This window comes from Streptomyces sp. NPDC037389, from assembly GCF_040636475.1.
GTDB lineage: Bacteria > Actinomycetota > Actinomycetes > Streptomycetales > Streptomycetaceae > Streptomyces > Streptomyces hesseae.
Window position 1 is genome coordinate 180,467 of sequence record NZ_JBEZUS010000002.1, and the last position, 24,564, is coordinate 205,030.

25 protein-coding genes and 1 pseudogene are annotated in these 24,564 nt (G+C 71.0%); 6 read left to right on the forward strand and 20 right to left on the reverse strand.

Features of this window, described 5'->3' with window-relative positions:
* Positions 1-21 precede the first annotated feature (21 nt).
* The 4 genes from AB0E98_RS04350 (at position 22) to AB0E98_RS04365 (ending at position 2,797) form a co-directional block, all read left to right on the forward strand.
* Complete coding sequence (locus AB0E98_RS04350; RefSeq protein ID WP_361698454.1) at positions 22-606, forward strand: NAD(P)H-dependent oxidoreductase; 585 nt, start codon at positions 22-24, stop codon at positions 604-606.
* Between the two features lie 55 nt (positions 607-661).
* Positions 662-952: a hypothetical protein gene (locus tag AB0E98_RS04355; protein WP_361698456.1), complete on the forward strand. Its 291-nt coding sequence runs from the start codon at positions 662-664 to the stop codon at positions 950-952.
* Between the two features lie 112 nt (positions 953-1,064).
* Positions 1,065-1,517 (forward strand): Rrf2 family transcriptional regulator, encoded by a 453-nt coding sequence (locus tag AB0E98_RS04360; protein ID WP_361698458.1) that lies wholly within the window; start codon positions 1,065-1,067, stop codon positions 1,515-1,517.
* Positions 1,518-1,612: 95 nt separating this feature from the next.
* Positions 1,613-2,797, forward strand: coding sequence for a globin domain-containing protein (locus AB0E98_RS04365; protein WP_361698460.1), 1,185 nt, complete (start codon positions 1,613-1,615; stop codon positions 2,795-2,797).
* Here AB0E98_RS04365 and AB0E98_RS04370 read toward each other — a convergent pair.
* Genes AB0E98_RS04370 through AB0E98_RS04390 form a run of 5 tightly spaced genes read right to left on the reverse strand, consistent with a single transcriptional unit; the run spans position 2,758 to position 8,171 of the window.
* The gene (locus AB0E98_RS04370; protein ID WP_361698462.1) at positions 2,758-4,923 is read right to left on the reverse strand and encodes a tetratricopeptide repeat protein; all 2,166 of its coding nucleotides are present in this window, start codon (positions 4,921-4,923) and stop codon (positions 2,758-2,760) included. The two genes, AB0E98_RS04365 and AB0E98_RS04370, sit on opposite strands and share 40 nt — an antisense overlap.
* Before the next feature lie 34 nt (positions 4,924-4,957).
* Positions 4,958-5,836 (reverse strand): amino acid ABC transporter permease, encoded by an 879-nt coding sequence (locus AB0E98_RS04375; protein WP_361698464.1) that lies wholly within the window; start codon positions 5,834-5,836, stop codon positions 4,958-4,960.
* Positions 5,833-6,477, reverse strand: a complete 645-nt coding sequence (locus AB0E98_RS04380; protein ID WP_361698466.1) for an amino acid ABC transporter permease — start codon at positions 6,475-6,477, stop codon at positions 5,833-5,835. The genes AB0E98_RS04375 and AB0E98_RS04380 overlap by 4 nt, the downstream gene beginning before the upstream one ends.
* 16 nt (positions 6,478-6,493) lie before the next feature.
* A complete protein-coding gene (locus tag AB0E98_RS04385) occupies positions 6,494-7,411 on the reverse strand; it encodes a glutamate ABC transporter substrate-binding protein (protein WP_361698468.1) in 918 nt (305 codons plus the stop codon).
* 16 nt (positions 7,412-7,427) lie between these two features.
* Positions 7,428-8,171 carry an amino acid ABC transporter ATP-binding protein gene (locus AB0E98_RS04390; protein WP_361698470.1) on the reverse strand — a complete coding sequence of 248 codons (744 nt, stop codon included), beginning with the start codon at positions 8,169-8,171 and terminating at the stop codon, positions 7,428-7,430.
* A 221-nt stretch (positions 8,172-8,392) separates the two neighbouring features.
* Here AB0E98_RS04390 and AB0E98_RS04395 point away from each other — a divergent pair, with 221 nt between their 5' ends.
* Positions 8,393-9,187: a GntR family transcriptional regulator gene (locus AB0E98_RS04395; protein WP_361698472.1), complete on the forward strand. Its 795-nt coding sequence runs from the start codon at positions 8,393-8,395 to the stop codon at positions 9,185-9,187.
* 42 nt (positions 9,188-9,229) lie between these two features.
* On the opposite strand, the gene AB0E98_RS04400 is transcribed toward AB0E98_RS04395, so the two are convergent.
* Positions 9,230-9,670, reverse strand: coding sequence for a DUF6278 family protein (locus AB0E98_RS04400; RefSeq protein ID WP_361698474.1), 441 nt, complete (start codon positions 9,668-9,670; stop codon positions 9,230-9,232).
* 140 nt (positions 9,671-9,810) lie between these two features.
* Between AB0E98_RS04400 and AB0E98_RS04405 the strand changes: the two genes are divergently transcribed.
* Positions 9,811-11,883, forward strand: a complete 2,073-nt coding sequence (locus AB0E98_RS04405) for a GDSL-type esterase/lipase family protein (RefSeq protein ID WP_361698476.1) — start codon at positions 9,811-9,813, stop codon at positions 11,881-11,883.
* Positions 11,884-11,949: 66 nt separating this feature from the next.
* Here the strand turns inward: AB0E98_RS04405 and AB0E98_RS04410 are convergent, their stop codons facing one another.
* From AB0E98_RS04410 to AB0E98_RS04475, 14 genes and pseudogenes are all read right to left on the reverse strand, one after another.
* Positions 11,950-12,729: an exodeoxyribonuclease III gene (locus AB0E98_RS04410; RefSeq protein WP_361698478.1), complete on the reverse strand. Its 780-nt coding sequence runs from the start codon at positions 12,727-12,729 to the stop codon at positions 11,950-11,952.
* A gap of 56 nt (positions 12,730-12,785) precedes the next feature.
* Positions 12,786-13,433 carry an MBL fold metallo-hydrolase gene (locus AB0E98_RS04415; RefSeq protein ID WP_361698480.1) on the reverse strand — a complete coding sequence of 216 codons (648 nt, stop codon included), beginning with the start codon at positions 13,431-13,433 and terminating at the stop codon, positions 12,786-12,788.
* A gap of 42 nt (positions 13,434-13,475) precedes the next feature.
* Positions 13,476-14,423, reverse strand: coding sequence for a carboxymuconolactone decarboxylase family protein (locus tag AB0E98_RS04420; RefSeq protein WP_361699327.1), 948 nt, complete (start codon positions 14,421-14,423; stop codon positions 13,476-13,478).
* A 117-nt stretch (positions 14,424-14,540) separates the two neighbouring features.
* Positions 14,541-15,311 (reverse strand): annotated as a pseudogene (locus tag AB0E98_RS04425) (alpha/beta fold hydrolase); the annotation flags it as partial.
* A gap of 32 nt (positions 15,312-15,343) precedes the next feature.
* Entirely contained in the window at positions 15,344-16,459 is a 1,116-nt protein-coding gene (locus AB0E98_RS04430) for an IS110 family transposase (protein WP_361698482.1), read from the reverse strand.
* 1,917 nt (positions 16,460-18,376) lie between these two features.
* Positions 18,377-18,865: a GNAT family N-acetyltransferase gene (locus AB0E98_RS04435; RefSeq protein ID WP_361698484.1), complete on the reverse strand. Its 489-nt coding sequence runs from the start codon at positions 18,863-18,865 to the stop codon at positions 18,377-18,379.
* Between the two features lie 581 nt (positions 18,866-19,446).
* Positions 19,447-20,406 carry a radical SAM protein gene (locus AB0E98_RS04440; RefSeq protein ID WP_361698486.1) on the reverse strand — a complete coding sequence of 320 codons (960 nt, stop codon included), beginning with the start codon at positions 20,404-20,406 and terminating at the stop codon, positions 19,447-19,449.
* Positions 20,403-20,606: a hypothetical protein gene (locus tag AB0E98_RS04445; protein WP_361698488.1), complete on the reverse strand. Its 204-nt coding sequence runs from the start codon at positions 20,604-20,606 to the stop codon at positions 20,403-20,405. The genes AB0E98_RS04440 and AB0E98_RS04445 overlap by 4 nt, the downstream gene beginning before the upstream one ends.
* A 260-nt stretch (positions 20,607-20,866) precedes the next feature.
* A complete protein-coding gene (locus AB0E98_RS04450; RefSeq protein ID WP_361698490.1) occupies positions 20,867-21,352 on the reverse strand; it encodes a transposase in 486 nt (161 codons plus the stop codon).
* Positions 21,331-21,690: a hypothetical protein gene (locus AB0E98_RS04455; RefSeq protein ID WP_361698492.1), complete on the reverse strand. Its 360-nt coding sequence runs from the start codon at positions 21,688-21,690 to the stop codon at positions 21,331-21,333. Before AB0E98_RS04455 ends, AB0E98_RS04450 begins: the two co-directional genes overlap by 22 nt.
* Before the next feature lie 21 nt (positions 21,691-21,711).
* Entirely contained in the window at positions 21,712-21,900 is a 189-nt protein-coding gene (locus tag AB0E98_RS04460) for a hypothetical protein (protein WP_361698494.1), read from the reverse strand.
* A gap of 253 nt (positions 21,901-22,153) precedes the next feature.
* Entirely contained in the window at positions 22,154-22,582 is a 429-nt protein-coding gene (locus AB0E98_RS04465; protein WP_361698496.1) for a hypothetical protein, read from the reverse strand.
* A gap of 164 nt (positions 22,583-22,746) precedes the next feature.
* Positions 22,747-23,721 carry a hypothetical protein gene (locus AB0E98_RS04470; protein ID WP_361698498.1) on the reverse strand — a complete coding sequence of 325 codons (975 nt, stop codon included), beginning with the start codon at positions 23,719-23,721 and terminating at the stop codon, positions 22,747-22,749.
* Positions 23,722-24,041: 320 nt separating this feature from the next.
* A partial coding sequence (locus tag AB0E98_RS04475; protein ID WP_361698500.1) for a VCBS repeat-containing protein occupies positions 24,042-24,564 on the reverse strand: 523 nt, incomplete at its 5' end.

The following is a 24,564-nucleotide window of genomic DNA, read 5'->3' on the forward strand; positions in this document are numbered from 1 at the left end:
TCCATGGAAGGTTGCCGCAGCGTGCAGACGCCACACATCGTACTGATCAGCGGGTCGCTCCGGGCCGGCTCGACCTCCGACCGGGTCGCCGACTGGTGCGCGCAGGAATGCCGGGAACAGGGCGCCACGGCGCGGACGTTCACGGGTGCCGAGATCGACTTCCCCTTCTACCGGCCCGGGATCTCCGGGGACCACGCGGGGATCACCGAGTTCCTCGACGAGCTCGGCCGCGCCGACGGCGTGATCCTGGTCTCGCCGACCTATCACGGCACCCTGTCGGGCCTGCTGAAGAACGCCCTGGACTTCGTCAACGACCTCGCCGGGCCCCGGCCGTTCCTCGACGGCCGCGCCATCGGCTGTGTCGCCGTCGGCGCCGGCACCCAGGGCGCGGTGACCACCCTGGAGACGCTGCGCACCATCAGCCACTCGCTGCGCGCCTGGCCGACCCCGCTCGGAGTGGTCCTGCCGAACGCGGGCTCACTGAGCGCCGAGGGCACGCCGGGCGAGCCGCACCACCGGGAGAAGATGATCGAAATGATCTCCCAGGTGCTGACCGTGAGCGGCGCCCGCGCGAGGGCTCACGAGCGGGTCCCGGCGACGGTCTGACGACGACTCACCCCACTTCATTCAATCCACCACTTGAGATTCAGGGAGACAGAACATGTCCGCAGCGGACGCCCCCGCACAGCCCTACTCCATCGGCCCGATCTGGCGCGACTCCAACGTCCGCTCCGGCCCGTCCCTGGAGAGCCCGATCCAGAAGCTGCTGCTGCCCGATGACGGCGTGAGCTACGACGCGATCGGCTGGGTGACCGGCGACGAGGTCGTCGAGGGCGAGAACCCCAAGGGCGTGATCATCAGCGACATCTGGTTCGAGCTCGCGATGGGCGGCTGGTGCAGCGCCGTGAACTTCGACCAGGAGACCGTCGCCCGGGTCGTCGCCGAACACTGAGGCACCGCCTGACGAACAGCGCGTGCTCCCGCGTCGCCCCCGTGCGCGGCAGCACGCGCTTTCGCGGTTCTTTAATTGGACTCTCATACTCGCATTAACTAGGGTGAGTGACGTGCGACTGACCAAGAGCACCGACATCGCCCTGCGCATCGCCATGCGTCTGGCCGTGACGGACGAGGCGCGGGACTCCGCGGCACCCACCACCCGCGAGGTGGCAGGCGCCGTCGGCGTGCCGTACACCCACGCGGCCAAGGTGGTCAGCCGCCTCCAGCACCTGGGCGTCGTCGAGGCCCGCCGGGGCCGCGGCGGCGGGCTCGCCCTCACCCCCGCCGGGCGCGGGTGGTCGGTCGGCCGCCTGGTGCGCGAGCTGGAGGGCGCGGGTGACGTCGTCGGCTGCGAGGACGAGCCGCCGTGCCCGCTGCGCGGCGCCTGCCGGCTGCGCGGAGCGCTGCGCGAGGCCCAGGAGGCGTTCTTCGCGACGCTCGACCCCCTGACCATCGAGGAGCTGACAGGCCCGCCGACGGGCCCGCTCCTCCTCTCCCTCACCACCCGCCCGGAGCTCTAGAGGCCTCGAACCCCACCCCCCCCGTTCACCCGCACCCAAAAATGCGAATCTCAAATACCAATTAAGACGCCGATTCAAGGATGCAGGAGCCGCAGATGCTGTCCCCGAAGTCGACCGAGATCGTCCGTGCCACCCTGCCCGCCGTCGGCGGCGCGATCGGCACCATCACCCCGCTCTTCTACGACAAGCTCTTCACCGCCCACCCGGCCCTCCTGCGCGACCTGTTCAACCGCGGCAACCAGGCCGACGGCAGCCAGCAGCAGGCCCTGGCGGGCGCGATCGCCTCCTTCGCCACGGCCCTGGTCGACCACCCGGACGTCCGCCCCGACGCGATGATCTCCCGCATCGCCCACAAGCACGCCTCCCTCGGCATCACCGCCGACCAGTACCCCATCGTCCAGCGGCACCTCTTCGCCGCCATCGCCGAGGTCCTGGGGGACGCGGTCACCCCCGAGGTCGCCGCCGCCTGGGACGAGGTCTACTGGCTGATGGCGAACGCCCTCATCGCCCTGGAGGCCCGCCTCTACGAGCAGGCCGGCACCCCGGACGGCGACGTCTTCATCCCCTGCCAGGTCGTCGCCCGCCAGGCGGAGACGCCCGAGGTCACCACCTTCCTCGTCCGTCCGGCCGACGGCCGCCCGCTCCCCGCCGGGCGCCCCGGCCAGTACGTCTCCGTCCAGGTGACCCTCCCCGACGGCGCCCGGCAGATACGCCAGTACAGCCTCTCCGGCCACCCGGAGAACGCCCTCCAGTTCTCCGTCAAGCGCGTGGCCGGCGACCCGGCGGGCGAGGTCTCCACCCACCTCCACGACCACGCCGCCGTGGGCGGCACCCTCCTCGTCAGCGCCCCCTTCGGCGACGTCACCCTGGACGACGGCGACTCCCCCGTCCTGCTGGCGTCCGCGGGCATCGGCTGCACCCCGATGATCGGCATGCTCTCCCACCTGGCCGCCACCGGCGCCACCCGCCGCGTCATCGCCGTCCATGCCGACCGCACCGAGGCCGCCCACGCCTTCCGCGCCGACCTCCACCAGCTCGTGGCCAAGCTCCCGGACGCCGCCGCCCACGTCTGGTACGAGCACCCGGAACTCCCCCACCCCACCGACCGCACCGGCTTCGCCGACCTCACCGCCCTCGACGTCCCCACCGGCACCCTCGCCTACCTCTGCGGCCCCCTCCCCTTCCTGAAGACGGCCCGCACCCAGCTCCTGGAATCCGGCGTGGCCGCCGCCGACATCCACTACGAGGTCTTCGGCCCGGACCTCGGCCTGGACGGGTAGGTGGCATGACGCGCCAGCCGTCGGCGCGCCTCGTTAGCCCGAAGGCTGCCGAGCTCGATGAAGGCGTCGAACGCCTCCCGCCAGTCGGCCACCGCAGCTTCCCGTCGCCCGCACGCGGCCTTCACATCGCCCCGGAGGAGCAGGACATGAGCGCGCTCCTTCGGAGCGTGTTCGCGGGACAGCAGCCCGAACGCTCCTTCCAGTAAGGTCAGTGCCTCTTCGGACCTGCCCGCTTCCAGGCACATCTCCGCATAACGAGCCAGGGATTTGGCCTCGTTGAAGTGGTCGGGAGCGGGCAGGTCACGGAAGAGGCCGTGAGCGCGGAGCAACCGGCGAGCGGCCTCCCCGTACCGTCCGGCAGCGGAAGCGGAACAGCCCAGATGGTACTCGAGCAGGGCCCGGCCCCGGGGGTGATCGACTCCTTCGAGAGCCGCGAGCGCCTGCTGGAAATACCGGGACGCGACCGCTGGACGGCCTTTTCTGCTTTCGACTTGCCCGAGGCCCTCGAGGGCGGAGGACATGGAGCGCGGGTGGTCGGCCACACGCGCGGCCTTCAACGACTTCTTGTAGTACGTACGCGCGGCATTGAGGTCACGGGCTCGGGAACGACTCAAGAAGGCGAAAGCCGACTCGTAGTGCATCCGGGCCAGCAGCAGAGGATCGCCCAGGCTGCGGGCCGCTTCGACCGCCCACTTGCAGATGGTGGGCCACTTGTCGGGCGCCGCGCCTCGGAAGAACACTCCGTGCAAGGCTTCGACGAACTGGCAGACGACGGCGTGCTGCTTCCGCTCGCGGGTGGTGGCGACGACGGCCAGCACGACCTCTAGCTCCGCGGCGAAGGAGCGCAGGGCATCGTCTTTGTCCCCGAATACCGTCGCCAACCGCGCCGGGTCGGCGAACAGCGGTCCGTATCGCCAGCGGTCCGAGAGGAGTGCTTCCACAGCAGAGGTCCGCAGGAGGTACCAGTCGGCCAGCGTCCGCATGACCTCCTCACGTTCGGCTTCGTGCTCGGGCCGGCTCGCCAGGCTCTGGGCGTACCCGTGGAGCAGCCCGTTCATCCTGTAACGCCCCGCCGTGGAACGTTCGAGGAGGTGAGCGTCCACCAACCGGTGCAGGGCCCGCTCGCCCGTACCGGACCCGCCTCCCAGCCTCACCACCAGTTCGTGGCCGAACTCGTGCGACGGATGCGTACCCAGGGCGCGGAAGACCCGAGCGGTGACGGGATCGAGGAACTGGTAGGACGGATCGAAGACCCGACGCATCGACACGTCCGAGATGGAGAACATGTCCACCGGCCGATCCGCTGCCTCGAGACGGTCGACGAAGGCCCGGAAGCCTCCGCGCAGGTCGTCCGCCGAGCATGCCCTGGCGATCTTCACTGCGCCCGGCAGGCCGCCGCAGACGGGGATCACACGGTGCAGCACCTCGCGATCCAGGTCGGCGATCTCGTCGGCCGCGAGAAGGAAGAGTTCGGCGCACGCCTCGTCGTCGAGACCTCCCAGCGGAACGTAGTCCACCTTCGTGGAACCAGCATGAAGGCCGCGCAGGCGTCGGCGGCTGGTGACCAGGACCAGGCTCGCGGGATGGCCGGGAACGAGATGATGTAGCTGTTCCTCGTCGTCGACGACGTTGTCCAGCACGACCAGGCACGGCTCACCGCTGGTGAACGACCTGAAGCGAGCGGCACGTGCCGAAGTGCCGGTCGGCAGTTCATCGGCCGGCAGCCCGAGCTCGGCCAGGAAATCCGCCAGGACATCGCCGAGGTTTCTGCCCTTGCGCGTACCGAGAGGATTCATGTCCACGTAGAAGTGGCCGCCGGGGAAGTCGGCGAGGCGAGCGTACGCGTAGTGCAACACCATCGCTGTCTTACCCACGCCCGGGGGCCCGTTCACGATGACGACGGCCGCGGCTCTCCGTTGTCCCAGATCACTCAGCATCTGATCCAGCAGTGCCCGGACCGCGACGCGATCGACGAAGTCGTCCGGCTCGGCCGGCAGCATGCGGGGCTTACGGGGCGGCGAGGGTATCAGCACGCACGCGTTCAGGGCCTGCACGACAATATCCGCACAGCCACCCCATATCTGATTGCTGACCTTCCCGACCCGCTTCGCGTCCGGATCCGACATCCGCGGCCCCCTCCTTTACATCGGCTCCCCTACGTTAAGGGTGCGCCCCCGCGCCCGGCAGCAAGGTGCCCGGCTCCGCGGGGGCGACCTCCACGGCCTCCGTCTTCACGCTGCGGCGCTGGCGCTTGGCCACCCAGTTGGCGAGCCAGGAGAGCAGCATGCACATGCCGATGTAGATCGGGGAGATGATCATCACGACGGGGATGAACGGCAGGTCGTAGTCGAGATTGCTGGCGATGAGCTTGCCGGCGTGGAGGAACTCCTCGTACGTGATGAGGAAGCCCAGCGAGGTGTCCTTCAAGGCGACGACGAGCTGGCTGATGATGGTGGGCAGCATGGCGCGCAGCGCCTGGGGGACGAGGACGTGGGTCATCACCTGGGTCTTGTACATGCCCAGGGAGTAGGCGGCCTCCCGCTGGCCGCGGTCGACGGAGTTGACGCCGGTGCGGAAGACCTCGGCGAGGACCGAGCCGTTGTAGAGGGTCAGGCCGGTGACCAGGGCGGGCAGTGGCTGCACCTTGAGGGCGACGAAGACGAAGAAGATCATCACCAGGACGGGCATCGCCCGGAAGAACTCCACGACGACGGTGGAGGCCCAGCGCAGCGGCCGGTGGACGGAGAGCCGGCCGCAGGCGAGGACGCCGCCGAGGGCGAGGGAGAGGACGGCGGCGTAGCCGAAGGCCCGCAGGGTGTTGCCGAGGCCGCGCAGCAGCAGTTCCTGGACGCCCTTGTACTCGAAGGGGCTCCATTTCGCGGCCGTGAACTGGTGGGTGTGGAAGAGGAGGGTGACGATCCAGGCGAGGATGCCGAGGATGACGACGGTGGCGGCGAGCCCGTAGAGCAGGTGGCGGCGGCGGGCGTGGGGGCCCGGGACGTCGTAGAGGGCGGTGGCGGCCGGCGCGTGCGCGGTCATCGGGCGACTCCCCAGCGCTTCTCCAGCACGTTGAAGAGCGCGCTGATGGACAGGGTCACGATCAGATAGCCGACGGCGATCCAGATGAAGGACCAGACGATGCTGTAGCCGAGCTCGTTGAGCGTCTTGTAGGTGCCGAGGAGTTCGGTGACGCTGAACGAGCCGGCGATCGCGGAGTTCTTGGCGAGGGCGATGAGCGTGGAGCCGACCGGCGGGATGACCGAGCGGAAGGCCTGGGGCAGGACGACGGCGCCGAGGGTCTGGCGGAAGGTCATGCCGAGGCTGCGGGCCGCCTCGCCCTGGCCGGTCGGCACGGTGTTGATGCCGGAGCGCAGGGCCTCGCAGATGAAGGCGGAGGTGTAGCAGCCCAGGGCGAGGATCGCGAAGAGCTGGAAGGGCAGGACGAGCCCGAAGCGCGGCAGGCCCAGCAGGACGGCGAAGAAGAGCAGGGTGAGCGGGGTGTTGCGCAGCACCGTCACCCACACCGTGCCGAAGACGCGCAGCGAGCCGACGGGGGCGACGCGGAACGAGGCCATGACGAAGCCGAGGACGAGCGCGAGCAGCGAGGCGTAGACGGTGAGTTCGACGGTGCCGAGGAAGCCCTTGCCGTAGAGGGAGAAGTTGTCGGTGAGTACGTTCATGGGGCTCGCGTCCTCCTCAGCCCGCCGGGTAGCGGTCGACGGCGGGCGGCTGCGGGGCGGGGGCCCCGGACAGGCCGAGGGTGGCGTCGTACGCCTTCTTCCAGTCGCCGTTCTTCTCGTGGGCCACGAGGGCGTCGTCGAGGGCGAAGCGCAGGGCCGTGTCGGCGTGGGGGACGCCGATTCCGTAGGGCTCCTGGGAGAAGGGCCGGCCCACGACCTTCAGCTCCTCGGGCGCCTTGGCGGCGTAGCCCAGGAGGATGGTGTTGTCGGTGGTGACGGCGTCCACCTGGAGGCTGAGGAGGTTGTCCACGCAGATCGAGTAGGTGTCGTAGGCGACGGCGACGGCCTTTGGGTAGTCCTTCTTGATGCGCTGGAGCGGGGTGGAGCCGGCCGCCGAGCAGACGCGTTTGCCGGCCAGGTCCTGGGGGCCGTCGATGCCCTTCTCGTCCCTGCGGATCAGCAGGTCCTGCCCGGCGATGAAGTACGGCCCGGCGAATCCGACCTGTTTCTTGCGCAGCGCGTTGATGGTGTAGGTGCCGACGTAGTAGTCGATCTGGCCGTTCTGGAGGGCGGTCTCGCGGTTGGCCGAGGCGATGGTGCGGAAGGCGAGGGTCTTCGGGTCGAAGCCGAGGGAGGCGGACATCATCCTGGCGATCTCGATGTCGAAGCCGGAGTAGGCGCCGGTCGCCGGGTCCTTCTGGCCCAGGTAGGGCTGGTCCTCCTTGACGCCGACGACGAGGTGGCCGCGGCGCTCGGCGGCCCGCCAGGTGGCGGAGTCCGGCAGCCGGAACCCCTGGGCCACGTGGTAGACGGGCAGCGCCGCCGGCTTGGGCCCCTTGACGGGTGGGCTGCCTTCCTTGCCGCAGGCGGTGGTGAGGAGGGCGGCGAGGCCGGTGAGGGCGGTCAGGGCGAGGGCGGCGAGACGGCGTCCCATGGTCGGTCCACCCGCCTCAGTGCTTGAGGATCTTGGACAGGAAGTCCTTGGCGCGCTCGCTCTCGGGCGCGGTGAAGAACTCCTCGGGCGTGCGGTCCTCGACGATGCGGCCGTCCGCCATGAAGACGACGCGGTTGGCGGCGTAGCGGGCGAAGCCCATCTCATGGGTGACGACGACCATCGTCCGGCCCTCCCGGGCGAGCTGCCGCATGACCTCCAGCACCTCGTTGATCATCTCGGGGTCCAGGGCCGAGGTCGGCTCGTCGAAGAGGAGCGCCTTGGGATCCATGGCCAGGGCGCGGGCGATGGCGACGCGCTGCTGCTGACCGCCGGAGAGCTGCGCGGGGTACTTCTCGGCGTGGGCCAGCAGCCCGACCCGTTCCAGCAGTTCGCGCGAGCGCCGGTCGGCCTCCTCCTTGCCGCGCCTGCGCACCTTGACCTGGGCTAGGGAGACATTGGCGAGGACGGTCTTGTGCGCGAAGAGGTTGAAGGACTGGAAGACCATGCCGACCTCGGCGCGGAGCCGGGCGAGGTCGCGGCCCTCCTCGGGCAGCGGCTGCCCGTCGAGGGTGATGGTGCCGGACTCCACCGGTTCGAGGCGGTTGATGGTCCGGCACAGGGTGGACTTCCCGGAGCCGGAGGGCCCGATGACCACCACCACCTCGCCGCGGCCGACGGTGAGGTTGACGTCCTTCAGCACGTGCAGTTTCCCGTAGTGCTTGTTGACGTCACGCAGCTCGATCAATGGCTCGACGGCCATACCAGTCCTACCCACTCGCTCTCGGCGCTCCGGCGGTCGCCGCACCTCGCCGCACCGTAGTCCGCCGGGAAACGGCGCCCCGGCGGTGACACACGGCGGGCCCGGCGATGGCACCGGAACGGGTCGGCGCGAGCCGCCATTTGCCCTAGGTACACAGACCCAGCCTGGGTACCTAGCCTGTGGGGTCCGGACGGGGGAACCGAGGGGGAAGGGAGCCCCACGTGGGCGACAGCAGGCCCGTATATCTGCGCATCGCGGACGACCTGCGGCGGCGGATCGACGAGGGCGGGCTCGCCGTGGGCGACCGCATCCCGTCCCGCTCCGAGCTCAAACGCGCGTACGAGGCCAGCGATCAGACGGTGGACCGGGCGGTACGGGTACTGAAGGCGGCCGGCTACGCGGAGGGGCAGTTCGGACGGGGGGTGTTCGTCACCGACCGGGCGCCCCTGGGCACGCTGCTGCGCTCGACCGGGGCGGTCGACTCGCCCTTCGCGGCGCAGATCCGCTGCTACGGCGGCAGGGGGGCGCCCGCCCCGGGGCCGGGTGACCCGGCGGCCAGGGACACCACGCTGACCTGGGAGGCCACCTCCAGCGAGACTCCCGCCCCGGCGCCGATCGCCGAACGACTGGGCATCGGCGCCGGCGAACCGGTGCTGTGCACCCAGTACGAGTACCTGGCCAACCGGCACCCCGTGCAGCTCGCCACCAGCTGGGAGCCGCTGACCATCACCGAGGGCACGGACGTAGCCCTCCCCGAGCGCGGCCCCTACGCCCGGCGCGGGGTGCGCGGCCGGCTGGCCGCCATCGGCATCCGGGTCGTCAGGGCCCGTGAGCTGGTGGGCTCCCGGCCGGCCACCACCCCGGAGGCGGAGGCCCTGGGGTGCACGGCGGGCCAGTGCGTCACCGTCGTGGAGCGCACGCACTTCGACGGCGACGACCGGGCCGTGGAGACGTCGGACATCGTGGTCCGCGCGGACCGCTGGCGGCTGGAGTACACGATCGCGTTCACGAGCTGACGGGACCTCGGCCTCCCCCGGCGCCACGGCCACGTCGCGGCGTCAGACCTCGGCGATCTCTGCGTAGAGCTGCGACAGCTCCGGCGCGCCGTCGGCCGCCCACGTCCGGCCCGCCTCCACCACGTCGATCTCCCGGCCGCTGGCCAGCCGCACCACCGGCTGGCCGTCCTGCCGGAGCCACCAGCCGGCGCCCCGGACCGTACGGACGACGACCGTGCCCAGGTAGAGCCCCGCGTCGTTGCCGAGCCAGGGCAGCAGCTCGGGGTCGTCGCGCCAGCGCGGCTGGAGCTGGTCCAGCTCCTCCAGGGACGACGGCGCGTCGTCGAGCGCGACACCGGCCGACTCGGCGTTGGCGCGCAGCAGTTCGCACTCCGCCAGCAGCTCGGCCAGACCCTCCGGGTCCCTGTCCGCGACGTCGGGCGACACCGCACCGTGCGACGGGCCGTGCCGCTTGCGCCAGCCGTCCAAGAAGGGAATGTTCATACCGCGCAGGATCTCACTCGCACGGATGGCCCCACCACAGCCACGCGGTGAACGACGTGGCCGGGTGGCCTCCTTGACGTTCCCCAGCCGTCTCCTTAGCTTCATCCCGCCACACTCAGAGCGGGGGAACGCTGGGAGGCATGACGCGCATGCTCCGGACATCGAAGCGCAGGGGGTCCGGCGGGACGCCCGGCGTGCCGCTTGGCGGGACACGTCACAGACCGGTCGCGACCGCCCGCCGAGCGGTCGCCACCGGGGTCGTCGCGGTGGCCACGGCCTGCGCCCTCGGGCTGGGCGCCCTCCCCGCGACAGCGGCCCCCGGCCCCCACGCCGCCCGGCCCGGCATCACCGGGCCCGGCGCCCCCGCGCGGGACCCGGCACCGGACCCCGCATCAGACCGGGCGTCAGACCTCGCGTCGGACCCGGCACCGGACCCGGCACCGGACCCGGCACCGGACCCCGTACCGGACCCGGTGCCCGACCGCGTCCTGACCGGCGAGTCCGCGCCGGACGGCGACCCGCTCCCCCTGGAGCGGCTCTTCGACAACCGTGGCGTCAGCGACGACTCCCGCCCCGGGGCCGCGGACTTCGACGGCCGGGGCGGCTCCTTCTCCGCCCGGGAGCTCGGGGCCGCGGGGTGGACGCCCGGCCGGACGATCGCCGTCGACGGCGCCGCGCTGCGCTGGCCCGCCACGGCACCGGGCCGCCCCGACAACGTCCTGGCGGACGGTCAGGCCGTACGGCTGAACGGGCGCGGCGAGGCCCTGACGTTCCTGGTGGCGGGCGGTTCCCGCGCCGAGACGCGTGACGGCGCGGCCGGTACGGGCCTGGTCCGCTACCGCGACGGCTCCCGGAGCACGTACCGGTTGCGCGCCCCGGACTGGCGCACCGGCCCGCTCCCCACCAAGCTCCTGGGCCTCCCCCACCGCAACACGCCCGACGGCCGGCGGGCCGGGACCATCCGGCTGTACGCGGTGACCGTGCCCGTCGACCGGGGCCGCGAGGTCTCCTCCGTGGTCCTGCCGAGGGCCGGCCGCGAGGCCGGTCTGCACGTCTTCTCCCTCGCTCTGCGCAGTCCCTCGAACGGGTGGACCGGCAGCTGGGCGGCGTCCACGTCCGGGTACACCACGGTGGGCCCATGGACGGACCGGACGCTCCGGCTGGTCGTGCACAGCAGCGCGGGCGGGCCGCGTGCCCGGATCCGGCTGGAGAACACGTTCTCCCCCGCCCCGGTCAGGATCGGGCACGCCACGGTGGCGTTGCAGGGGAAGGGCGCGGCGGTGGCCGGACGGCCGGTGCCGCTGACCTTCGGGGACCGGGCCGGGACGGAGCTGCCCGCCGGGGCCCAGCAGTTCAGCGACCCGGTGGGCTTCCGGGTGCCGCCGGACACCAACCTCCTGGTGAGCATCCACCTGCCGGGGACCGTACGGGCCCTGCCCGTGCACAGCTACACCAGCCAGACCTCCTACCTCAGCGCCGACGGCGCGGGCGACCGCACGGGCGAGCGGGGCGGCCAGGCGTACGGCACCGCGCTGGCGAACTGGCCGCTGCTGACCGGGGTGGACGTGGCCGGCGGCCCCGGCTCGGTGGTCGCCCTGGGCGACTCCATCACCGATGGCGAGCGCTCCACGCCGGGGGCGAACAGGCGCTGGCCGGACCTCCTGGCCCGGCGGCTGCGCGACCAGCGGGACGTGCCGCGCTTCGGCGTCCTGAACCACGGCATCTCCGGCAACCGCGTCGTGACCGACCGCTACCCGGGCACCGGGGCCAGCTCGGTGCTGAGCGGGGTGAGCGCGGAGCACCGGCTGGAGCGCGACGTGCTGGCGCAGACCGGTGCCCGTACGGTCGTGGTCTTCGAGGGCGTCAACGACATCCGCGCCGGGACCACGGCCGACGAGGTCATCGCCACCCTGAAGAGGATCGCGGCCACCGCCCACGAGCGGGGCATGCGCGTCGCGGTGGCCACCGTCGCGCCGTGTGGCGGCTTCTTCGACTGCACGGCCGAGGCGGAGTCGTACCGCGTCGCCATCAACCGGCACATCCGGGCCGGGCTGGGGCTCTACGACGCCGTCTTCGACTTCGACGCGGCGATCCGCGACCCCGACCGGCCCGACCGTATGCTGCCGCGCTTCGACGGCGGCGACCACCTCCACCCCAACGACGCGGGAATGAGGGCGTTCAGCGAGGCGATCGACCTACGGCGGCTGGTCTGACCCGACGGCCGTCGCTCGGACCGGTCGGGCCGGACCTCGGACGTCCGGACCTCGGACGTCCGGCTCTCACACGTCCAGGTCGACGACGACCGGGGCGTGGTCCGAGGCGCCCTTGCCCTTGCGCTCCTCGCGGTCGACGTAGGCGTCCTTGACCGCGGCGGTGAAGGGCGCGTTGGCGTAGGCGAGGTCGATGCGCATGCCGCGGTTCTTCGGGAAGCAGAGCTGGCGGTAGTCCCAGTAGGTGTACGGGTGGTCGTACTTCAGGGGGCGGGGGACGACGTCCGACAGGCCCGCGTCGCGCAGGGCGGCGAGCGCGGCGCGCTCCGCGGGCGTCACGTGCGTGGCGCCCTCGAAGACGGCCGGGTCGTAGACGTCGTCGTCGGTCGGGGCGATGTTGAAGTCGCCGAGGACCGCGAACGGCCGCTCCCCCGTGGCGTCGGCCGCGACCGCGTCGCGCAGGGCCTCCAGCCAGCGGAGCTTGTACGCGTAGTGGTCGTGGCCGACCTCGCGGCCGTTGGGCACGTAGACCGACCAGACGCGGACGCCACCGCACGTCGCCGAGATCGCGCGGGGCTCCTGCGCGCTGTCGTACTCCGGCCCGCCGGGCAGGCCGGAGACCACTTCCTCCAGGCCGACGCGGGAGAGCAGGGCCACGCCGTTCCACCGGCCGTCGGCGTTGACCGCGGACTCGTAGCCCAGGGCGCGCAGCTCGTCGACGGGGAACTGCTCGGCGGAGCACTTGGTCTCCTGGATGCACAGCACGTCCGTGCCGCTGCTCTCCAGCCAGGCCAGGAGCCTCGGCAGTCGGGCGGTGATCGAGTTCACGTTCCAGGTGGCGATGCGCATGCGGCCACCCTAACGGCCGGGTGTGACAACGGGGGTCCGCGCAGGTCAGGGCCGGGTCAGAGGCGGACGCTCTGGCCGGCTGCCAGCCGCGAGTGCTCCGCCCCGCCGACGCCGGGGCCGTCCGGGCCCAGCATCCGGTCGTACACCGGCCGGGCGAGGTCGGTGAGCAGCGCGTCGTGGATGTCGATGGCGCGGCGCGGCTTGACCTCGCGGATGTAGTCGATGACGTCGGCGACCTTGTTCCAGGGAGCCATGACGGGGACCATCAGCGTCTCGACGGGCTGCCCGGGGAGGGTCAGCGCGTCGCCGGGGTGGAAGAGCGCGCCGTCGACGAGGTAGCCGACGTTGGTGATCCTCGGGATGTCCGGGTGGATCACGGCGTGCAGCTGTCCGTGCACCTGGACGTCGAAGCCGGCGGCGCTGAACGCGTCGCCCTCCCCGACGGTGTGCACCCGGCCGGGGAAGGCCGCCGAGACCTGCTCCGCGACGCTGCGCAGCGTCCACAGCCCGGCGGCCGGGTTGGCGTCCATGGCGGCGCGCAGCCGGCCCTCGTCGAAATGGTCCGGGTGCTCGTGGGTGACGAGGATCGCGTCCGCCCCGACGGCGGCGTCCGCCTCGCTGAACCCTCCCGGGTCGATGACGAGGGTGCGGCCGTCGTCCTTCTCCAGCCGGATGCAGGCGTGGCTCTGCTTGGTCAGCTTCATGGCCCCATCTTGCTACGCGCGATCTTGCTACGCGTCCTCTTGCTACGCGTCCGCTTCTTCGGCGACGACGCGGCGGGCGACCTCGAAGGCCTTGCCGACGGCGGGCAGACCGCAGTAGAGGGACGCGTGCAGCAACGTTTCCTTTATCTCGTCGGGGCTCACACCGCCGCGCAGGGCGGCGCGGGTGTGCGTGGCCAGCTCGTCGAGGTGCCCGCCGGCGGTCAGCGCGGTGAGCGTGACGAGGAACCGGGTCCGCCGGTCGAGCCCGGCCCGCGACCAGATGTCGCCCCAGACGACGCGGGTGACGAGGTCCTCGTAGTCGGCGGAGAAGTCGCCCGGGTCGAGGTGCCGCGCGAGCGCGTCGCCCGCGCCGAGCACCTCGCGGCGCAGCCGCAGACCGCGCGCATGCGGGTCGCCTCCGGCGAGGTCGCCGTCGCCGTGGCCGTCGCCACGGCGGGCCGCGTCCCACGCGCCGCTTCCGGCAGCGCGGCCCGCGCTCGGCGCGGTGTCCGCGTGCGGACTTCCGCTGTCGGGCGTAGGCCGGGCTCCGGCGGGGGTATCCCCCTCGCCGGGGGCACGATCGTCGGAGCGACCGACTCCGGCAGCGGGATCCACGTCCGGGGCAGCGGGCCGCTGCGGGTCACCACTGCCGACCGCGCGGGCCGCGTCACGGGCCGGGCCGCCGGAGCCACCGGCGCCGATGCGCACGGTGTCCGCGTACGGCGCGCCGCCGTCACCGGGCCGGCTGCCTCCGGCAGCACGGTCCGTGATCCGGACGGTGTCGTTGTACGGATTCCCGCTGTCGACCGCACGCCCGGCGCCACCCGGGGTATCCCCCTCACCGGGGGCACCATCACCGGAGCGACCGCCTCCGACAGCGCGATCCACGCCGGGCCAGCCATCCGCGTACGGGCTTCCGAGGCCACCCACGGCACCGGTGCCGGCCGGGACGCCGGTGCCGGACCGGCCACCTCCGGCAGCACGGTCCACGCCGGGCCCGCCATCCGCGTACGGATTCCCGCTGCCGAACGCACCAGCCGTACCCGAGGCCTCCGCCGGAGCGGGCTGAGCCGGCGCCGGGGCCGGCCGGGCCCCGGGGCCCTGCGGTGTCGCGAGATGCCGGGCCAAAAGGTCCGTCACCGCCGTCGGCTGTTCGACCGGGGTGAGGTGGCGGGTCGTCGGGACGACGGCGAGGCGGGCGTCGCGGATGCCGGCGACGAGGACGCGGGCGTCGGCGGCCGGTGTCACCTGGTCCTCCGCGCCGACGATGACCAGCGCCGGGAGGTCGATCCGGCCCAGCTCGGCGCGGACGTCGAACGCGGCGAGCGCCTCGCAGGCCGCCTCGTAGCAGGCCGGGTCGGTCGTCCGGACCATCTGGACGGCCCAGTCGACGATCGCCGGCTGGGCACTCGCGAACCCGGGGGTGAACCAGCGCTCGGGCGCCGTCCGGGCCACCGGTTCGAGGCCGCCCGCCCGGACGTCGGCGGCGCGCATCCCCCCGCGCGGCGCGGGCACGAAGTGCGCGGCGGAGCCGACGACGGCGAGCGAGAGGAGTCGCCGCGGGTGGCGCAGGGCGAGGTCGGTGCCGATGGCACCGGAGACGCAGGCGCCCACGTACGCGAAGCGGTCGACGCCGAGCGTGTCGAGCGCCGCCAGCAGCCGGTCGGTGAGCTCGCCGACCGTGGCGGCGGGCCGGGCGGGGGCGCCGCCGTGTCCCGGCAGGTCGAAGCGGATGACGCGCCAGCGGCGGGTCAGCTCCGGTATCTGCCGGTCCCACATGTGCCATGTGGTACCCAGCGCCGGCCCCAGGACCAGGACTGGGGCGTCTTCTGGCCCGTCAGAGCGGTATTGGAGGGTGTTCGCCGGTGTCTCACTCACCCGCCAGACCCTCTCATCTGTCACGACAGCCCCTATGAGCGGGGTCCTGGCTGTAGCTGTCTGACCAGGTGGAAGACCTCCCGGACCGCATAGCGCTTGAGGCAACGGACGATTTCGCGACGGGTCTTACCCTCCTTGATCCGGCGCTCGTAATAGTCCTGAGTGCGCGGGTCGACCCGCAGACGGGTGAGCACGATGCGATGGAGCGCGGCATTGGCCTGACGGTCACCACCACGGTTGAGACGACGGAACTGCCAGCGTCCCGAGGAACGCTCGACAGGACTGACCCCACACAGCGCAGCGAAGGACGACTCGCTGTCCAGGCGTTCCGGGTTGTCCCCCACGGTGATCAGCAACGTGACGGCCGTGTCCGGACCGATCCCGACCACGTCGAGCAGCTGCGGGGCATGGCATTCCACGATCCGGGCCAGACGAGCGTCCACATTCCGGATCTGCTCGGAGAGCTGGCCGATCCGGTGAGCCAGCAGACCCAGTGTGATCCGAGTGGCCTGCAGCACCGATTCCTCGCCCGCCTCCTCGCGACTGCTCACGTCGGCGAACCGTGCACAGGTACGGAAGAGTTCAGCATTGCCCAGTCCGGCGAGCTCTTCCCGTAAGGCGGGGTCAGCAGTAACGAGGACGGACTTGAGCTGGTTGATGGCCTGGGTACGGGCTTTGACCGCCGACGCCTTCGTGAGCTTGTACATTCTCGCGATCTGCACCGGCCCGTCGCCCGTTTTCGCCCGGGCACTTGCCCGCCCGCTCAGCACCACCCGGGCCGCGTTCTGGGCATCGAGCGGATCCGACTTCCCGCGCCGACGGCGATCTGCCCGGTCCATCCGATTCACATCGAACACGTCAATGCCCTGGGCCAGCAGATAGCGAGACAAGGACGCCCCATAAGATCCGGTCCCCTCCACACCGGCCCGCCTGACGACTCCCCACTTCCTGGCCCACTTCAGCAGATCGCGGTATCCCGCCGCCGTGGCCGGGAACTCGCCGGTGGCCAGCACCACCCCCATCACCGAGAGCACCGCACCCACATGGGCATCCCGGTGCGTGTCCACCCCCAAAACCACCTCCCCGGCAGGGCGGCGACGGCGGTTCTGCGGAGCAGGCGGCGTACTCAACATGGTCGATCTGGACATGCCCCTTCCCCTTCCCCTTCCGATCCGATAGCGCGTCGCGCTACCGGTACCGGGCCGCGTCGGACGGTCAGAATCGTGAGGACGCCACAACAATCGGCAGGCCCCTATCGGGACACACCCCGCCAGCCCGGCACCGACAACGCACCGTCCCCGGCCAACGGCCGACACTGTGAAGCCAGGACACCTCGGTCAGAGAAGTCATGAGTCAGACCCCGGACCCGGGACAGCACCCACCCATCCTCCCGCCAGTCAGAGCATCCCCATCCAGAAACACTGAGCATGCTCAGTCCCAGACCTTTGCGCATCCTGGATCTGACTCCGACCGATCGTTATACGGCACAGAAGCGGGCATCTTTACTCAGTCGCTTCACGAGCAGGACGGCTTCTCCACGCCACTGCCCGCCTCCAGCGAGGCGTTCATCTACTTCTCGCAGGCCATGCTCCTCAGCCGCCGTCTCGGCCGGCATGCTTCCCGCCACCGGGCCGAGCAGGGTCGGTGGGCTGTCGCCGCGTGAACCGGCCCGACGGCGAGGCCGCAAGCCAGCCCCGCTCGGCCAGCCGCCTCACCTGGACCGCACCCCTCGATCTTTCACGGGCACAGCGAGGTTGGGGAACATCGGTACAGCGGTTAACACTAAGCACTTGATCACGGCCTTCCAACGGTCTTGGGGGCCACCGGTACAGCCGTTGGCGCTGAGATTGATCTTGGACGGCGGATGCTCCCGTGGGTGGCTGAGGTGAGCCCCAAAGGGGCCATGGGATGAAGGCTCTACCGCATCTCGGCGTTCGGGTGGGCTGGGACTGAAGCCGGTCGCGGAGGTCGATCTCCTCGGCGGTGAGCGGGACCTCGAGCCGGCGGTTTGGGAGGGGGTGTGGCGGGGCCATCACCCTTCGGGGCAAGCCGGGCAGCGAGGGGAGGCCCGGCACATCCGGCACGACCGTCAACGCCAACCCCAACAGCGGCGCGGGCGGCTGGGGCGGCGAGGGTGGCTTCGGGAGAGAGCGGTCAGGTCCCGGCCAGGTCGATCTCCCCGACGGCACTGCCTACGCGGTGCCAGCTGGCCTCGGCGTGGGCGGGCGCGGCGGCCGTGGCGGCCGTGGCGGAAGGGGCGGCAGCAGCGGAGCCGGCGGCAGTAACTTCTTCAGCAGCGGATACCACGGACAGGACGGAGCCGCAGGAGAAGCCGGCTGGAAGGGCGGCAACGGCCTGGTGGCCATCGCCTGGTAGCACCCACGCCCACGGCGGCACGAACGCGCCGTAACGGCTGACACCGAGGGGCTGCCGTGTACGGTGCCCCCCGGCCGCCTACCGTGTGCCAGTTGCCGGCGGCGGCAGCGGGCGGGGGGTGGCTCCGTGGTGGGCCCGGCCGAGGCCGGGCGGCGGGCGGGTGTGTTCCGCGGCCTGGGCCATGGCGCGCAGGACCGTAGGGTCGCTGGTTCGGACTGCCACGTAGAATCACGATTCCTGGTGATTCTGTTACCGCACTCGCTCCTCTGCACCTCAAGTCCCGTGAGGCCATGCTCGTCTCCGCAGGCGGGACGGGGGTGCGGCTATGGGGTCTGCCATCGGGCAAGGCGATCCACTCTCTGATCACGGCGGCGCCAGTGACCAACGTGGTGACCGGCGCCGGCCTACTCCACCTCGGCGGCCCCGCTGGACTCGCTGCTCTCACACTGCCGACCGACGGATTCCTCCCAAACCCGTAGCGGCCCTACCGGTGCGTCGTCGACCGGGCCAGCCACTGTGACCACCCGGCGCCTCAAGGCCGCGTGCTCACCGAGGCTCTGGGGGTTCGCCGAATACCGAGATGACCCCACCCGCTACGGTTCCGCAGTGGGTGGCCGAGTAGTGGCACCGCGCGCTGGAGGCGTTCGCAGGCGCGGCCGGCCGGTTGCCCTGCGAACCGGCACACCGCGTCATTTCGAAGAAGCGCGAAACTCGAATTCGGGACGGTCCCACGGCACGGCGGGCGGGTTCGCGAGCGCGGTCCCGATCCGCACTGCACCTGCGCGGTGATAGAAGTCCTCGGCAGGAAGATGCGACACGACCTTGACACGGTCGAGCCCGGCGGCACGGGCCTCGGACTGCATGTGCGCGACGAGTAGCCGTCCAATACCCTGCCCTTGCACATCGTCGGCGACGAACAGCAGGTCGAGCTCCGGTGGAGCGAGGACGAGCGAGTAGAACCCGAGGACCCGGCCTCCGTGCTCGTCGGCGCCGACGGCCACAAAGGCGCGGTGGGCCTCGATGTAATCAGGACCGACCCGATAACCCGCGACTGCGGCTGCGTACTTACCCTCGTAGGCGCCTGAGCCACGCACGAGCCGCGTGAGCCGTTTGGCATCCCGCGCAACGGCCCTCCGTATCGTGATCGGCTGGCTGATCAGGGAAGTGCGTGAACTCATCAGGAGAGTATTTCGCACCGGGGAGTGCCTTCGTGTGGCGGGTCGGCTGCTCGGGTAGGCGTTCCTGCACCGCTCCCGGGAACCGTCTGCCCAGGCTCCGATCGACCAAGTCACTGCCGCCGCATCGGCCGCCCGCCGACAGCAACTGGGACGCCCGAACCGCTGCGGAGGAGCCGGAGAACGGGGTGGTCAACCGCTGCTTCCCCTGGGCCTGCCGCAGCGAGGGCCAGCCTGTGCAGGACGACTTCAGGCTGGCCTCGTGAGCCGCATCAGGAGACACTAGACTTTACGCCAGCAAACGGATGTGCCCTGGCTGATCGCGCCAAGTCCCTGGGTCGTGTGTTGCGCATCGGCCGTTCAACGCGTGCCGTCGCTGTGTCCTTGGATTCGGGTGGCTCCCAGAAGGACACCCGAGTGCAACGGCGCCCGCGCCGGCGTTGTAACCCACCTGTTGGGAAGCCCCGCCAGGCCGCACCTGCGGGGCTTCTCGTCGCACGGACAGCCCCTATGAGCGGGGTCCTGTGTCTGCTCCTTCGAGTATCTCGGCGGGCAGCTCCGTTTACCTGTGATGTGCGGTGTGCTCAAGGTGTGCGCACGCTGTCGACGTAGTCCGTCCAGCGGGGGATGCCGTGGTGGGCGGCGCGGGCGTGGATGTGGTCGGTCACCTGCTGGACGTAGTGCGGGGGCATTGATCGGCGGCTGCTCGCGTAGGAGGCGGCCAGGCGTTGGTGGAGGTGGGGCGGGAGGGCCTCGGCGGAACGATCGAGGAACCAGGTGCGGGCTCCGGGACTGATTCGCATGACGTCGGGGAAGACCGTGACGGCTCCGGCTTTGGCGCAGGCGTCGACGAGGGCGTCCAGGGCGTCGGGGTGGTCGCCGGCGTGCGGCATGACCGGGGCGATGAGGACGCCGGCGGGGACCCCGGCGTCGCGCAGGGCGCGGATGGTGTCGAGCCGGGCCCGGGGTGGGGAGGCGGCCGGTTCGAAGGCGCGCCATACGCGGTCGTCGAGGGAGCCGAGCGAGGTCATGACCAGGACGTCGGTGGCCTGGGCGGCTTCGGCGTAGAGGGGGATGTCGCGGCGCAGGAGCGCGGATTTGGTGGTCGTGGTGAAGGGGACGCGGTAGTCGGTCAGGGTGCGCAGGATGCCGGGCATGAGCTGGTAGCGGGCTTCGGCGCGTTGGTAGCAGTCGGTGGAGGTGCCGACCATCACCCACTGGTCTCCGGTTTTGCCGGTGCGCAGTTCGCGGCGCAGGACGGTGGCGGCGTTGGTTTTGACGTAGAGGTGGGTGTGGAAGTCCTCCCCGGTGTTGTGGCCGAGGTGGTGGTGGCCGTCGCGGGCGAAGCAGTAGGTGCAGGCATGGGCGCAGCCTCGGTAGGGGTTGAGGGTCCATCCCATGCCGCAGGGAGCGGCGCCGGGCATGCGGTTGAGGACCGTGCGGGCCTGGATCTCGTGGAAGGTGACGCCGCGGAATTCGGGGGGCGGGGCCGGTGCCACGGCCGAGGCCGGGAAGAGGGCGGGGTGCGGGTCGTGGGTGTTCACCGGTCCGCCTCCTTGTGGCCTGCTGCTTCGCTGAGTCGGCGGGCGGCGCTGAGGAGCTGCCGGCCCAGCTTCTCCAAGTGCGGGGCCAGGTTGCCGGGGCCTTGGAGTGTGGTGTCGGGGCCGAGGGTGAGGAGGTGGATGGCGATGTGGAGAGGGCTGTCGGCGCTGAGGTCGACGGTGCAGGTGTGGGGGCTCGGCATGGGCACCCCCTTCGGCCTCAAGATCGTCCGCGCCTGACCCGGCCTCGCGCAGCGATGCCGGGGGCGGCCCTGCCGCGTGCGGCCGATAGGCCGCACCGCCCGCGTCGTCACCGCCTCGCTCCTCCGCGCACTCGAGAGCGGCGAGCCGGAGCGCAACGGAGCCTCCGGCACAAGTCCAAATCCGCCGCCTTGACCAACTGCACGACGACGCCCCGCCGGAGCAAGCCGGCGGGGGTCCTCACATGTCACAACGACTGCCCCTATGACGGGGGCCCTGATGGTGCGGGTCTGACCAGGTGGAAGACTTCCCGGGCAACGTAGCGTTTGAGGCATCGGACGATTTCGCGTCGGGTCTTGCCCTCCTTGATGCGGCGTTCGTAGTAGTCCTGGGTGCGCGGGTCGAAGCGCAGGCGAGTGTGCACGATCCGGTGCAGGGCGGCGTTGGCCTGCCGGTCGCCCCCACGGTTGAGGCGACGGTACTGCCGACTGCCCGAGGAACGCTCGACGGGGCTCACCCCGCACAGCGCGGCGAAGGACGCCTCACTGCCCAGCCGTTCCGGGTTGTCCCCCATCGTGGTCAGCAAAGTGACGGCCGTGTCCGGACCGACGCCCACCACAGTGAGCAGCTGCGGGGCGTGGCGTTCCACGAGTCGGGCCAGGCGGCCTTCCACGTCCTGGATCTGCTCGGTGAGCTGCCCGATGCGCTGGGCCAGCAGGCACAGGGTTATGCGGGTGGCCTGCAGCACCGTCTCTTCACCGTCCTCGTGGTTCTTGCTGTCGTCGGCGAGCCGGCGCAGGTGCGGAAGAGTTCTGCATTGCCCAGTCCGGCCAGTTCCTCGCGCAGGTTCGGGTCGGCGCTGACGAGGACAGCCTTGAGCTGGTTGATCGCCTGGGTGCGGGCTTTGACTGCCGAGCCCTTGGCGAGTTTGTACATCCGGGCGATCTGCACCGGCCCGTCGCCTGACTTGGCTTGGGCACGCGCCCGCCCGCTCAGCACCGCCCGGGCCGCGTTCTGGGCATCGAGCGGGTCCGACTTGCCGCGCCGACGGCGGTCGGTCCGGCCGGGCCGGTTCACGTCGAGCACTTCCACGCCCTGGGCCAGCAGTTAGCCGGACAGGGCGGCCCCGAAGGAGCCGGTCCCCTCCGCTCCGGCCCGCCGCACCGTGCCCAGCCCCCTTGTCCACTCCAGCAGTTCGCGGCATCCGGCCACGGTGGCCGGGAACTCTTCGGTGCCGATCACTGCCCCCACCAGGGAGAGCACCGCAGCCACATGAGCGTCCCGGTGCGTGTCCACACCAAGGACAACCTCCCCCGCCGGCGGACGTCGACGGGTACGCGGGGCAGGAGACGTACTGGTCATGCTCGTTCACCTTCCGGCCCGACGGCACATCGCGTAGCCGGCACCGGACCGCACGGACGGTCAGAATCGTGACGACGCCTGGTCGGTAGGCCCCTATCGGGACACACCCGGCCGGCCCGGTACCAGCAACGCACCATCCCCGGCCAGCAGTCGACACAGCGTGATCAAGACACCCCGGTCAGGAATCTCAAGAGTCAGACCCCGCCGCAGGACAGCACCCGTCAATTCTCCCCGCGCTCACGGCCACCCGACCAGGCCCGCAGAACATGTTCAATCCACGCCCATGGAGCACCCTGAATCTGACTCCGGCCGACCACAACAGATCACGAAAGGCGACGCGTTGTGCGTGATCCCAGGCGTAGGCGGTTCGTTCGAGTCCTTGGCGGATGAGGTTTCCGGGCCAGTCGGCTTCGATCCAGTCCCGTAGGCGGGGCCACGCGTGCGGGAGCACCTCGTGGGTGATCCCGACGCTGTCGCGTTCACGGGTGAGCAGGCGTCCTTGAGTAAGGGTCCCGATGACCACGGCGGCCGTGACCGAGGTGTCCAAGATCCCCGGCAGAGTCAAGCTGAGCAGAGCCGGCCAGTCGAGTGGCTCCCTCAAATCCACCGGCGCCATCGACAGCGATGCTCACGGCCCAGGGATGGCGGGGCCTCGCCGGCCCCGCCACTGACCGATCTGCGCGGTACGCGCCCAGCAGGATCCGTTACGACACTGCCGGCGGCGAGTACCTGTGAACACGCTGCCTCGCTATTCCCTGCGACTGAGGTGAGGGCGAGCGTTCAGCTGGGTACCGCGTAACCCGCTGCCGGCTGGCCGAACATCTGGGCGATGTGCCAGACGGCGTGGTCCGACCCGTGGAAGAACACTTCCAGGCGCCCGTGGCCGTCGGCTTCGACGACGGGTTCGCCACCGATGTTCTGCGCGATCTGCTCGTAGGGGCTCCAGTCGGTGCCGTTGACGACGGTCTGCTCGTTGACCCACAGGTGGCCGTCGCCCCAGTGGAAGACGGCCAGCCGGGCGTCGGCGGCCCGGGCGACGGCCGGGTTTCCGGTCAGGGTGCCGCCGAGGCTGGTCAGCGTGGCCCACCCGTTGTAGTCGTCGGTCTGCGGCAGATGCCACAGGGCGTTGTCGGTTCCCCGGAAGAACACCTCCAGACGCCCGTCCGCGTTGGTGCCGACGACGGGATCGCCGCCGATGTCGCGCGCGATGCTCTGGGGACTTGCGAAGGCGCCGTTGGCGTCCTGCTGGCGGACGGCCCACAAGTGACCGTCGGTACCGCGGAAGAATACGTGCAGACGGCCGCGGGCGTCGGTCGCCACCGCCGGGTCGCCCGACAGGGTGCCGCCCAGGCGGGCAGGGCCGGTCCAGTTGCCGTAACCGGACTTGGTGGTCTCCCACACATGCCACAGAGCGTTGTCGGTGCCCCGGAAGAATGCCGCCGGGCGGCCGTCGGCATGCAGCCCGGGGACCGGGTTGCCCCCGATGCTGGTGGCCAGCGTCACCCCCGGGCCGTAGCCACCGTTGATGATCGTCTGCCAGGGGTGTTCGAGGTTGCCCTGCCCGTTCCTGAAGAACACCCCGATACGCCGCGCGGCGGTCCGCAGGACGGAGGGATCACCGGACAATGTGCTGCTGTCCTTCAGGTTCTCCCACTCGGACCAGCCGCCCCACGTCTGCTGATGGCAGGTCGACAGCGCATTGTCCGCGCGCCCCCTGACGAACACCTCCAGACGGCCGTCCGAAGAAGGCGCCACCGCCGGATTTCCCGTCAGCTGCCCGCCGAGCGAAGACACAGGACCCCAGGACATACCCGGCGTCGAAGGAACCATCACGCTCTCCCCCTCCTGTTCCACCCCAGCGCTCCCGCCAGGGGCGTCACTTTCCGTGAACGATCAGACACTCAACGCGACCATCCGGCAGTCGTCGGAAGCCCGCGCAGCCGTCAACGCACCGCTGTACCGCACCCCTCACCACCCCATACGAGCCAGCGACGACGCCTCCAGCCGACACACCCCCGCAACACCTCGCGGGTGAGGATTCCGTACGCGAGGCCGCCGGCCGCCGCGTTCGAGGGTTATCGGGTCCTGAAGCGGCGGTAGAGGTTTCGGGCTACGTACACGCCCGGGCCGCCGAAGCCGACGATGTCGACGCGTCCCTCACCGGTGATGTCGGCGAGGAAGCGGGGGTGGCGGTCGACCCGCCAGGCGCCGGCGTCGTCGTTGTAACCGAAGCCGCGGCACACGAGCTGGGCCTGGTCGAACCGGCCGTCGCCGCGGTTGTGCGAAACCCAGACCCCCTCGTCGCCGAAGCCGACGATGTCCGGGTTGCCGTCGCCGGTGACGTCGGTGAGGAACCGGAGGTGCTTTTTGCTCGTCCAGCCCTGGGCGAGCCCGAAGTCGTTCAGGAGGAGCTTCGAGGGCTCGAACGTGCCGTCGCCGCGCCCGCGGGAGACGACGACACCCTGCGGGCCGAACCCGACGATGTCCAGTGCTCCACCGACGATGGTCCGGATCGCAAACCGCGGGTGTTCCTCGACCGAGCTCCACCCCTGGTCGGCTCCGAAGTCGTCGAGGACGTAAAGGGGCTCGGCGAACTTC